This is a genomic window from Mycobacterium sp. NPDC003449, from assembly GCF_053588415.1.
On the sequence record NZ_JBSFPX010000210.1, the window covers coordinates 1 to 11,598 of the forward strand.

Annotated in this window: 10 protein-coding genes and 2 pseudogenes; 7 read left to right on the forward strand and 5 right to left on the reverse strand. The window is 65.2% G+C overall.

From position 1 onward, the window contains the following. Positions 1–341 (forward strand): cutinase family protein (locus ACWDTP_RS33095; protein WP_450027448.1); only part of this gene is annotated, 341 nt, incomplete at its 5' end. Positions 342–665: 324 nt separating this feature from the next. Here the strand turns inward: ACWDTP_RS33095 and ACWDTP_RS33100 are convergent. The 3 genes from ACWDTP_RS33100 to ACWDTP_RS33110 form a co-directional block, all read right to left on the reverse strand. Next, positions 666–2,390: a class I adenylate-forming enzyme family protein gene (locus ACWDTP_RS33100; protein WP_450027449.1), complete on the reverse strand. Its 1,725-nt coding sequence runs from the start codon at positions 2,388–2,390 to the stop codon at positions 666–668. Between the two features lie 34 nt (positions 2,391–2,424). Continuing rightward, entirely contained in the window at positions 2,425–3,219 is a 795-nt protein-coding gene (locus tag ACWDTP_RS33105) for an enoyl-CoA hydratase/isomerase family protein (protein ID WP_450027450.1), read from the reverse strand. 76 nt (positions 3,220–3,295) lie between these two features. Further along, positions 3,296–4,147 carry an oxidoreductase gene (locus ACWDTP_RS33110; protein WP_450027456.1) on the reverse strand — a complete coding sequence of 284 codons (852 nt, stop codon included), beginning with the start codon at positions 4,145–4,147 and terminating at the stop codon, positions 3,296–3,298. A gap of 96 nt (positions 4,148–4,243) precedes the next feature. Between ACWDTP_RS33110 and ACWDTP_RS33115 the strand changes: the two are divergent. The 5 genes and pseudogenes from ACWDTP_RS33115 to ACWDTP_RS33135 all read left to right on the forward strand — a co-directional run. Next, positions 4,244–4,615, forward strand: a pseudogene (locus ACWDTP_RS33115) (MMPL family transporter); the annotation flags it as partial. A 114-nt stretch (positions 4,616–4,729) separates the two neighbouring features. Further along, entirely contained in the window at positions 4,730–5,908 is a 1,179-nt protein-coding gene (locus tag ACWDTP_RS33120) for an NAD(P)/FAD-dependent oxidoreductase (RefSeq protein ID WP_450027451.1), read from the forward strand. A 106-nt stretch (positions 5,909–6,014) separates the two neighbouring features. Continuing rightward, positions 6,015–6,866, forward strand: a complete 852-nt coding sequence (locus tag ACWDTP_RS33125; protein WP_450027452.1) for an ABC transporter substrate-binding protein — start codon at positions 6,015–6,017, stop codon at positions 6,864–6,866. A 5-nt stretch (positions 6,867–6,871) separates the two neighbouring features. Next, positions 6,872–7,810 (forward strand): amino acid ABC transporter permease, encoded by a 939-nt coding sequence (locus tag ACWDTP_RS33130; RefSeq protein WP_450027457.1) that lies wholly within the window; start codon positions 6,872–6,874, stop codon positions 7,808–7,810. Further along, positions 7,807–8,571, forward strand: coding sequence for an amino acid ABC transporter ATP-binding protein (locus tag ACWDTP_RS33135; RefSeq protein ID WP_450027453.1), 765 nt, complete (start codon positions 7,807–7,809; stop codon positions 8,569–8,571). Before ACWDTP_RS33130 ends, ACWDTP_RS33135 begins: the two co-directional genes overlap by 4 nt. A 14-nt stretch (positions 8,572–8,585) precedes the next feature. Here ACWDTP_RS33135 and ACWDTP_RS33140 read toward each other — a convergent pair whose 3' ends face one another. Beyond that, positions 8,586–9,272 (reverse strand): GntR family transcriptional regulator, encoded by a 687-nt coding sequence (locus ACWDTP_RS33140; RefSeq protein ID WP_450027454.1) that lies wholly within the window; start codon positions 9,270–9,272, stop codon positions 8,586–8,588. 159 nt (positions 9,273–9,431) lie between these two features. On the opposite strand from ACWDTP_RS33140, the gene hutH reads away from it, so the two are divergent. After that, on the forward strand, positions 9,432–11,006 hold the full coding sequence (gene hutH, locus ACWDTP_RS33145) for a histidine ammonia-lyase (protein ID WP_450027455.1): 1,575 nt from the start codon (positions 9,432–9,434) through the stop codon (positions 11,004–11,006). Positions 11,007–11,322: 316 nt separating this feature from the next. Here hutH and ACWDTP_RS33150 read toward each other — a convergent pair. Then, positions 11,323–11,598: pseudogene (locus tag ACWDTP_RS33150) on the reverse strand (tRNA pseudouridine(38-40) synthase TruA); the annotation flags it as partial.

Below are 11,598 nucleotides of genomic sequence, written 5' to 3' on the forward strand. Positions count from 1 at the left end.
CCGAACCCCGGCACCATCGCTATGTCGTGGTGGGCGCCGATGTGGTGCTGGCCGTTCCGTTCACCGGGTTCGGTTTCAAGACTCCGCTGCCCGGCGAGGCCGCCGACCACATCGCGGCGGTGACACTGTTCGGAAACGGTGCCGCGTGGGTCGGGCCGATCACCAATTTCAGTCCCGTCTACCGCGACCGGACCATCGAGTTGTGCCACGGCGCCGACCCGATCTGCAATCCGGCCGATCCCAACACCTGGAAGAACAACTGGCCCGATCACCTCGCCGGGGCCTACATCGACGCCGGGATGGTCAACCAGGCCGCCGATTTCGTTGCGGGCAGGCTCTAACCAAGGCGCTGTGAGTACTCACTGTCGCCGCCCGTGCAGCGGTCATTATCCGTCCGCGACAGCACCGACATTCGATGCGATCGCCGCGACATCGGTGTAGTCCTCGTGAAGCTGTGTGACGAGCGCGGCAACGACGGACCGGTCCATGGCCGCATAGGCACCCCCAGAACTCGCGCGAAGCGTCAACGTGAGTCGGTGTACATCCGGCAGGCCGTGCGTGATGCACTGGCCGCTGTCGAGCGCGAAAATTCCGAAGCAATCGTCGGCCGGCTCGTCGGGATTGGTTCGGTGAGGCGCACCGCCGCCTCGCTCGGACAACGGGGTTCAGCCCGATCGCGCAGCTCCCCGAGGTCCGGCGGCACGTGCCCGCCGGCTTTGCAGGCGGGGCGCGGTCGTGACGTTGGCCGCGGTGAGTTCGCGTTTGATCCGTTCGCGCAACTCGACTTTGCGAATCTTGGTCCCCGACATCGGCCATTCGTCGACGAAGCGGACATAGCGCGGCACCTTGTAGGTGGCGATCCGGTCAAGACAGAAGTCGATGACCCCGGCCTCGGTCAAGTCATGGCCCGCGGCCACCTGGATGAAGGCAACCGCAACCTCGCCGTAGTACTCGTCGGGTGCGCCGACGACGGCGGCCACCGCAACGGCGGGTTGCCTCAGCAGGAACGATTCGACCTCGAGGGAAGAGACGTTCTCGCCGCCAACCTTGAGCATGTCTTTGACACGCCCTTTGAAGGTCAGCCGTCCGGCGTCGTCCATGGCGCCGAGATCACCAGACTTGAACCACCCGTCGGCGTCGATGAACTCGGCGTTGGCCGCATCGTCACGGTAGTACCCGAAGAACCGTGATTCGCCGCGGAAGTGGATCTCACCGGTCACGTTGGCCGGCACCGGACGTCCCGTGTCGAGGTCGACGATCCGGGCCTCCATCCCGGGGAGCGGGAATCCGCCTGTGCTGACCCGGATGTCGAGAGGGTCGGAAATCATCGTCATCGCGACGTGACCGCTGCCTTCGGTGATCCCGTAATTGGCAAGCTGGACTGCGTGCGGCACACGTGCCTGCAGCTTGCGCAACAGGTCTTCACCGCCGGTGTTCATCAGCACGCGCAGCGACGACAGATCGGTGCCGGCGAACTCTGGGTGGTCGAGGATGCGCATCCAGATCGTCTCGAAGCACGGTATCGCGTGTGTGACGCGCTCTTCTGCTAGTGCGCGCAATGACTGCGACGGATCGAAGACGCCCGCATGGACGAAGGACGCCCCCACGGTGATACAGGCTGTCAGCGTCGCCAGGCCGGCAGTGTGAAACAGCGGTAGCGGACACCAGAACACAGAGTCCTCGTCGAGCAGGTAGCGCTCATTGGCCAGAGAATCGCCTTGGGCCACCACCGCCTCATGAGCGATCATGCACGCCTTCGGCGATGCCGAGGTGCCCGAGGTGTACATCAGATAAGCGATCTCACCGCCCGACTCGGGCTCGGTCCGGACTTCGGGGGCCCGGTCGATGCGTTCACCCGGGTGCGCGGCTGACAGACCCACATCGGTCTGATGAGTGATTGCGGCGCAGGGTGGCGAATAGCTGCCATCTGCCAGGACGACGATGCGGCGCAACCGGGGCGTGACGGCCAGGTCGAGATCCGTTGTGGGCGAATCACTGAGACCCGGGATGGCGGCGAGTAGTTCGGCAGGACGGTCGGAGTGCGGGGTCGGGGCGATGGTGATGACCGCGGCGAGATCGGCATGGGCGATGACGTACTGCAGCTCATCGGTGTGGAAGCGGTCGTTGATCGCGACAGCGACCGCGCCGATCCGTGCGCACGCGACAATGGCCGCGATCATGTCCAACGATGCCGGCATCCACAGGCCGACATGGTCCCCGGCGTGCAGCCCGGCACGTAGGTACATCCGGGCGAACTCGTCGACGCGAAAGTCCATCTCCGAGTAGCTGTAGCGCTGGTCGGGGAATGCGAACACCGAGTCGGGGTGCGCCAGGGCGCTGCGGCGCAGCAGGTCGCTGAGATGACGAGCTCGAGGCGCTGCGTCAGACATGCTGTGACTCGATTCCTTCGCGGTTTTGTCGGGTTCAGCGCCCACTGAACTTCGGTGTGCGGCGTTGGCTGAATGCCGCCATACCCTCGGCGAAGTCACGGGACCCTACGTAGTTCTCCAACGCGGCCAGTTCGAGCTTGAGTCCCACCGACGCAGGTCGGCCTTTCGCTTCGTGCGAGACCTTCTTGATGCTGGCCAGCGCCAGAGGGCTCAGCTGGGTCATGTGCGCAGCCAATTCTGTGGCGCGACTGAGGAGTTCGGCGTACGGAACCACCTCGTCGATCAGCCCGGTGAAGTGGCGGTGGCCTGCCGGAAACAGCTCACCGGTGAGCAATAGTCGCGCAGCGATGTTGGGCGCGACTTTGTTGACTAGTCGGGCCGCTCCGCCGGCTCCCGGCAGCACGCCGTAACGCGCGTGGCCGTCGCCGATCATCGCGGTTTCCGCAGCCAGCACGATGTCGCAGCAGAGCAACAGCTCCATGCCGCCCGCCACGGCCACCCCATTCACGGCCGCGATCACCGGCTTTGGGCTGTTCTCCAGCCGGGTAAGGGCTTTGGCCGTGTAGTCGATGAGCCCAAGGAGTCCGTCAGCATCATCGCTGTCGATGTGGTGCTTGAATTCCTTGAGGTCTCCGCCTGCGCTGAAGGCGCTCCCCATCCCGGTCACGACGATCGTCCGGCACCGTGGTTCGCGCTCGAGCTGATCGAGCGCGCTGTTGAGATCGTCGATCAGCTGTCGCGAGAGGGCGTTGAGGCTTTCTGGGCGGTTCAGTCGCAGCCAGCCGATGCCGTCTGCGATATCGAGCAGAACCGTGGTGGCAGCAGTCACGAATGGGCGTCCTTCGAGTTACTGGTGTTTCGGCGGTTGAGACAGGGGTGCATCCGTAGCAGCCATTCCTGGGGCTCTAGCTTGTGGCGAGCTGAGCTCCGTCAGCGAAATCGGTGCTGCGCGAGAGCTTCTCCCATTCACAGATGTCGTCGTCGACGGCCTCGCGGGCGGCCGAGATCAAGCGGAGTGCATCAGAACCCAAGACCAGGTGCGCGGGCGGCTCATCGACATCCAGGATCGAGAGCACGGCATCGCCCGCCTTCGCCGGGTTACCCAACTGATTGCCACTGGCCTTGATCCGCGCAGTGCGGATCGGCTCGAAAAGCTCGTCATAGTCGGCGATGGAGCGCTCGGCGCGGGTCATCGAGCGGCCGGCCCAATCGGTGCGGAACGAGCCCGGCTCAATCGCAGTAACGTGAATGCCGAAACCGGCGACCTCCTTGCGCACACTCTCCAGCAGACCCTCCACCGCGAACTTGCTTGCGCAGTAGGCAGACATTCCGGGAACCGCCATGAGGCCGCCCATCGACGTCACCGCCATCAGATGACCGGCCTTGCGCTGCCGCATGTAGGGCAGCGCCGCCTGCAGTGTCGCGGCGACACCGAACACGTTGGTGGCGAACTGCGCACGCATCTCCGACAACGCAGTCTCTTCGAAGATGCCCTCCACCCCGTAGCCGGCATTGGCGATCACCACGTCGATGGGAGCCAGCCCCGACTCGACATCGGCCACGGTCCGAAAGACCGCCGCATCGTCGGTCACATCGAGCAACCGTGCGTGCGCGCGCCCCGGCGACAGTGCCTCGAACGCAGCGGCATCGTCGGATCTGCGCACGGTGCCGACAACCTGGTTGCCTGCTCCCAAAGCAGCCACGGCGAACGCGCGCCCCAGGCCACTGCTCACTCCAGTAATAAGGATCGTTCGCAACATCGTCTCCATGTCAGTGAAACCAGCGACTAATTCTCTGCACAGTGTCGATTAAAATGTGCATGGTGTCAAGAGTGTGGTCACAGCGACCAGAGGCATGTTCACCGCGTCAGCTGGTTCGGATCCGAAGTTGCTGTGAACAAGGAAGGTTCGCGCTGTGCTGGCTCGGTCTGGCGCATGATCATCACTCACGACGGTGATCCCGCTACACCAGAGGGTGTTTCACATATCGACACGATCAGTCACGCCGCGCAGGAGGCCGTCAAGGGCACTCCCCTGGCCTGGTCCTGTATCCACATCGCCGGCGTAGCGGCGGCTCAGCCTCATGCTGCCATTGGGGCGTCTTTCGGGCTGTCCGTGCTGATTCGGCAAGACGCGCTCGGTATCGAGCCGTTCTGAATCGTGCCGGCGTTGGCCGTCATCCTCCTACTCGCAGCGGGGTCGGACTACACCTTGTTACTCGTGTCTGTCGCCGGTTCTCACAAGAAAGAAACAGGTACGAGTCAATCCGAGCTTTCGGTTGAGAGACCGGTCACCCCGTGGTTTCATTAAACAATCAATTGTCGAACAAAGTGAGGTCACATGCCGCCGACGTCGTCTGTCGTGGTCATCGGAGCTGGAGTGGTGGGGCTCTGTACCGCGTGGAATCTGGTTCACACCGGTGCTGATGTGACCGTCGTGTCGAATCTGGATCCAGAACGAGAAATCGGGTGGGGCTCAGGCGCCTGGGTCAATGCGAGTAGCAAGGTCCGTCTCGGCTATCCCGACCACTACACCGTGCTGAATCAGCACGGGATGACCGCGCTGCATCACCTCGCGGAGAAACTGGACACCGAGCGGTGGCTGCACACGACGGGTGCGATCGAGATCGTTACCGGGGCCGAGCAGCGGCAACGCCTTGCGGCGGACGTGGCCCGCCTCATCGAATTCGACTACCCCGCAGAGATGCTCGATGCCGGCGGTGCGGCACGGTTGATGCCCGGGGTACGTCTCGGCGACGACGAGACCGCCGCGATCTTCCCCACCGAGGCGTGGATCGACGTTTCGGTACTGCTCACCACCCTCACCGCCGCGATCACCGAAGCCGGCGGCAGATTCATCCGGCGCACTGTAACCGGTTTTGCCGAGGAGGCCGGCGCCGTCACCGGGGTGCGCCTCGACGATGACTCGATTCTGGCGGTCGATCGCTATGTCATTGCGGCGGGAGCCTGGACCGGCCAACTCGCCGCACTCGCCGGCCTCGACGTCCCCCTGCTGCCGGCAACCCACCCCAAGGTGCCGGGGCTCGTTGTGGCCGTGACCAACCCGTCCCGGGAGTTGCGGCCGATCATCCTCGCACCCGAGGTCATCGTGCGCCCCTTCGGTCCGAGCAAGGCGCTGCTCGCCGGCGACGGCCACGGCGTCGCGCTGACCATCGACTCACCGCGGTCGGAGCTCATCGCCGCAGCCGAGGTGTTGCTCGAGCGGGCCGCGACGCGAATTCCCGCGTTGGCCGGATCGGTCATTCTCGACGTACGTCTGAGCCTGCGGGCGATACCCTCCGATGGCATCACGATTGCCGGATTCCCCGATCGCAGCGACAACGTCTACGTGCTGACGACGCACAGCGGGTTCTCCCTGGCGGCCGTCATCGGCGACCTCGCCGCACGCGAAATCCTCACCGGCCAAAAGCAGGAGGCGCTCCGCCCGTACCGACCAAGTCGCTTCTCTCCCGGCGACACCGTAACCGCACCCGCTCGCGCCGACAGTGCCTCCGCGTGACGAGGCGGTGCGCCGCGACCTTCCTCCAAGCTCCCAACACCTCGGAAACGGAACGATTGTGATGAGACGCAAGCGGACCTGGGGCACGGTTGTCACAGTATGTTGTGTGGCGAGCGCCCTCATCAGCGGATGTTCCTCCGCACAGCAAAGCGACGGTAGCTCGACCGGATCGGAGGCTCGCAAGCCCACCGATCAGACAGCGGCAGAATTGCTGCCCGAGGGGAGGTCCGGCAAGCCGGTCGTCTTCGCGACGGACGCGACATACCGTCCCTTCGAGACCGTCGACCCCGCGACCAAAGAGGTCGTTGGCCTCGACGCCGATCTCGTGGCCGCGATCGGCACCGCCCTCGGTCTCGAGGTCAAGCTCACCAACGTCGGATTCGACAGCATCGTGCCGGGATTGCAAGCGCGCAAGTACGACGCCGCGGCATCGGGTATCTCTGTGACGCCCGAGCGAGAACAAGTCGTCGAGTTCGTGCCGTACATGAGGGCTGGGTCGGGCCTCGCCGTACAGAAGGGAAATCCCCGCGGCCTGCGGATGGAACCACTCGCACTGTGCGGGCACGTCATCGGCGCACCCAAGGGGACGATCCAGGCGGTCGGTCAATTGCCCGCGATCTCGTCCCAATGCGTGTCGGCAGGCAAACCCGAGGTGTCGGTCTCACAATTCCCCTCACAGGAAGCGGTCAACCTCGCGCTCTCCAGTGGCCGCATCGACGCAGCGATGGCCGCGACCATCGGCCTCGCCATTCAGGTCGAGGGATCCAACGGCGCGCTGGAATTGGCGCCTGGCACGGATTACGACCCACAGCCCGTTGCCCTCGCCTTCCCCAAGGGATCCGATCTCGTGCCCGCGGTGAAGGCGGCCATGGGACAACTCGCGTCGAGCGGTGACCTCGAGCAGATCGTCACCAAATGGGGCATGCCCAGTGAGTCCGTCTACACCGGGGCGCCGTGAACACGATGACCCGGGCTACGAGCACCCCACCGCAAGACGCAACGGCGGCCGAGGGCGTCATACGCGTCGTCAAACAGCGCCACCCGGGACGCTGGCTCGTCGGCGGCGTCCTGGTGGCCATCGTGGCTCTGGCACTGCACTCCGTCGCGACGAACGAACGGTTCGGCTGGTCGGCCGTCCTGGGTTATCTGTTCGACCGCCAGATCCTCGACGGCGTCTACCTCACCCTGTTCCTGACCTTCGTCTGCATGGCGATCGGGATCGTGCTCGGCACGGTGCTCGCGATCATGCGGCTGTCCGCGAACCCGGTCGTGCAGGCCCTCGCGCTTGCCTACGTGGGTTTCTTCCGCGGAACTCCGGTGCTCGTCCAGTTGATTTTCTGGTTCAACTTCGCCGCGCTGTATCCACACCTCTCGTTCGGCATTCCTGGGGTGGACCTTGACGCCAACGCGCTGATCAGTCCCCTCCTCGCGGGCATCCTCGGCCTCGGCCTGCACGAGGCCGCGTACATGGCCGAGATCATCAGGGGCGGAATACGTTCCATCGACAAGGGCCAGATGGAAGCCGCCCGGGCATTGGGACTGCGGAAGAACCAAGTGCTCCGACGTATCGTCTTGCCGCAGGCGATGACCATGATCGTCCCGCCGACCGGCAACGAGGCCGTCGGCATGCTCAAGACCAGCTCCCTGGTGAGCGTACTGGCCGTGGGTGAACTGCTGTACTCCGCGCAACTGATCTACTCGTCGAACTACCAAACGATCCCACTGTTGGTCGTCGCCAGCCTTTGGTACCTGGCCCTGACCGCCGTGCTGAGCGCGGGTCAGTTCTATCTCGAGCGGCACTTCTCGCACGGACAGTCCGGCGCACCCGCAAAAGACGTTGCCATTGACCAACTTCGCCACTGGCTGGGGTTCGCGCATCTGACCAGAAGGGGTGAGCGATGACTCAGCCTCTTGTGCGTGCGGCGGCCGTCATCAAGGACTTCGGTCATCACCGCGTCCTGGACAGCGTCGACATGGAGGTGGCGCGCGGCGAAGTGGTCTGCCTCATCGGGCCGTCCGGCTCGGGCAAGAGCACGTTCCTGCGCTGCATCAATCATCTCGAAACGCTTGACGCCGGACAGCTGTGGGTGGATGGCGAGTTGGTCGGGTACCGCCGCAAGGGGAACAAGCTCTTCGAGTTGAGCGATCGCGAGGCGAGCGTTCGACGCGCCGACATCGGTATGGTCTTCCAACAGTTCAACCTGTTCCCGCATATGACGGTGTTGCAGAACATCGTCGAGGCACCCGTCAGGACACGTCGCGCCACTCCCGCCGCCGCGACGACGCATGGCGAGGAACTTCTCGAACGAATGGGACTGTCCGACAAGTGCAACGTTTACCCCGCCCAACTGTCGGGTGGTCAGATGCAGCGCGTCGCCATCGCGCGAGCCCTGGCGATGCGACCCAAGCTCATGCTCTTCGACGAGCCGACCTCCGCCCTCGATCCCGAGTTGGTCGGCGAAGTCCTACGAGTCATCAAGGCACTGGCGGAGTCCGGCATGACCATGATCGTCGTCACCCACGAAATCGGCTTCGCGCGAGAAGTCGCCGACCGCGTCATCTTCTTCGAGGACGGTCGGGTCGTGGAGGAGGGCCCGGCTCGCGCGGTGCTCGACTCCCCGTCGAACTCTCGCACCAAGGCCTTTCTCTCGGCGGTCCGCTGAGGCCTGTCGACGTGCTAGTTCACGTTCGCTTCGGACGAGGAGCTCTCGAGCAGGAGTCGCTGCGCCAGGTCAAGGCGACTCTCGAGCTGCTTGCGTGCTCCCGAGACATCTCCGTCGATGAGCATTTGGAGGAACTCCTCGTGGCGGTTGGCGAGCCGCCCGCCCGGAATGGTTTCGGGCCCACCGTATTGCGCGGCGAGCGCGAGTTGCAGCTCGCTCATCAAGTCCCGATGTATCCGACTGAGACGCGGCGAGCGCAACAGTCTGACCAGCGTGGCGTGAACGTCGATGTCGGTGCGGTTCTGATCGATCGCCGACCCGTCGCGAATTGCCTGCGAGAACTCATCGACTGCCTGTCTCAGGTCGACGAGCGCCGACCGGCCTGCGTCTCCTGCGGCGTCGACAGCCGCCAACTCGATCAACTTCCGTGCCACGAAGAGGTCTCGGATCTCATCATCGGTGAGCCGCTTGACTTCGACCCCCCGAAACGAAGTTCGGCGCAAGAGTCCTTCGTCGCTGAGCCGGACGAAGGCCTCCCGAACGGAGCCACGTGAGACATTCATCCGTTCGGCGAGTTCGACCTCCCGCAGCGCCGTGCCCGGGGCGATGTCACCCGACAGTAGGGCGGTGCGCAGGACGTCGGAAATTCGCTCGACCGTCGTGGACCGGCTCACCGACAGGTCGGGCAGGTCGGGCAGCAAGGCGGTACCTCCTAAGACGCCGCGTCAGGGCCAGGGCCGCCTCAGCCTATACACCGATTGACGAACAAACAATTGTCCGACGATCTCTCTTGGGCTGCCACGCGTCGACAATCCATTCAAGATTCGCGTCTGAATCACTGGACAGAAGGTAAGGATTCAATGACCCCGTCATCCCCGTCCAAGTCACCGCAAGGCGCCCCGGCCGTCACCGTGGGCATTGCGCCGGTCAGCTTCGGTGACGTTATCGCGGTGGCGCGCCACGACGCCTCCGTGCGCCTGTCCGATGAGGCGATGCTGGCCGTCGCCGACAGCCGCAGCCGCATTGAGGTCCTGGCAGCCCACCCGGGCCCGGTGTACGGGGTGTCCACCGGGTTCGGCGCCCTGGCCACCCGAGAAATCCCCCGGGAATCACGAAAGCAACTGCAGCGCAGCCTGGTCCGCTCCCATGCTGCCGGATCGGGCGCTGAGGTGGAGCGCGAGGTGGTGCGCGCGATGATGCTGCTGCGGCTGTCCACGTTGGCCACCGGTCGTACCGGCGTGCGCCCCGAGGTCGTGGCCGCCTACGCAGCGCTGCTGTCGGCGGGGTTGACCCCGGTGGTCTACGAGTACGGCAGCCTGGGCTGTTCGGGCGACCTGGCCCCGCTGGCGCACGTGGCACTGGCATTGATCGGAGAGGGCCAGGTCCGTACCCGCGACGGCCACCTCGCACCAGCCGCCGAGGCTTTGTCCGGGCACGGCCTGTCGCCGGTGGTGCTCGCCGAGAAGGAAGGCCTGGCCCTGATCAACGGCACCGACGGCATGCTGGGCCAGCTGATCTTGGCGCTGACCGATCTCGACGCGCTACTGCGGTTGGCGGACGTCGCCGCGGCCATGAGCGTAGAAGGCCTACTGGGGACCGAGCGGGTCTTCGCAGCCGACCTGCAGGCGCTGAGACCGCACCCCGGCCAGGCGGCGGCCGCCGCGAACATGACCCGCCTGCTGGCCGATTCGGCGATTGTGGCCAGCCACAAGACCGACACCTGCACCGTCGTCCAGGACGCCTACTCGCTGCGCTGCGCGCCCCAGGTCGCCGGGGCCGCCCGCGACACCGCCGAACACGCCCGCGTGGTGGCCCAGCGGGAACTGGCCAGCGCCGTGGACAACCCCGTAGTGACCCTTGACGGCCGCGTCGAGTCCAACGGCAACTTCCACGGTGCGCCGGTGGCCTACGTACTCGACTTCCTGGCAATCGTGGTGGCCGACTTGGCTTCGATCAGCGAGCGACGTACTGACCGGTTCCTTGACCCGGCACGAAATCACGGCCTCAACGCCTTTTTGGCCGATGATCCCGGCGTCGACAGCGGCCACATGATCGCCCAGTACACCCAGGCCGGGATCGTCTCCGAACTCAAGCGCCTGGCTGTCCCCGCAAGTGTCGATTCGATCCCGTCCTCGGCGATGCAGGAAGACCATGTGTCGATGGGCTGGTCGGCGGCACGCAAGCTGCGACGCGCGATCGACGGACTCACCCAGGTGTTGGCCATCGAGGTGCTCACCGCGGCACGTGCCCTCGACCTGCGCGCCCCGCTGGCGTCATCGCCGGCGACGGCAGCCGTTGTCGGCACGGTCCGTCAACACGTCGCCGGCCCCGGCGCCGACCGCCATCTGGCCCCGGAGATCGCCGCCGTGGTCGAACTGGCGGGCAACGGGGCATTGGTGGCTGCCGCCGAGGACGCGATCGGCCCGCTGTCGTAACCGGGTCCTCGTCGGGCCACCACGCGAACCCGCCGGTGTCACTCGAAGAAACCCGAGGGGCGACGCTTCGCGCGAACCTGTGCCTAACGGTTCGGAATGCGGCTTTGTTTGCGGGTGAGGATCGGGGGGTGAAGCAGAGGTTCTATGTGTTGCTGTGGTCTCACCCAGGCATGGATGAGGCTTAATCGCTTACGAAGATGCGGTGCTGGCAGCGGATCTTGGTCGAGCTATCGCCCGAACTGAAATCGTCCCTCTCGGCTGGTGTGGCGCAACGGTACTGAGCGGAAACAGGGAGGGTGCAGGATCCGCCCGAGGCTCAGACTGTGCGCACATCACGGGTCACCCGATTGCGGGCGAGCAGCTGGTCATCGGGCGGATAATCCACCCGCACCAGCGTCAGCCCGCGCGCCGGGGCCGCGGCGAACTCGCTGGACCGGCTCGTCGCCGACAGCAACCCCGCTGTCCAGTCCGGGGCGCGCCGGCCCTCGCCGACTGCCAGCAGAGCACCGACCAGGGACCGGACCATGTTCCAGCAGAAGGCATCCGCGGTGACATGGGCGGTGACGTAGGCACCGTCGGGGACCCAGTCCAG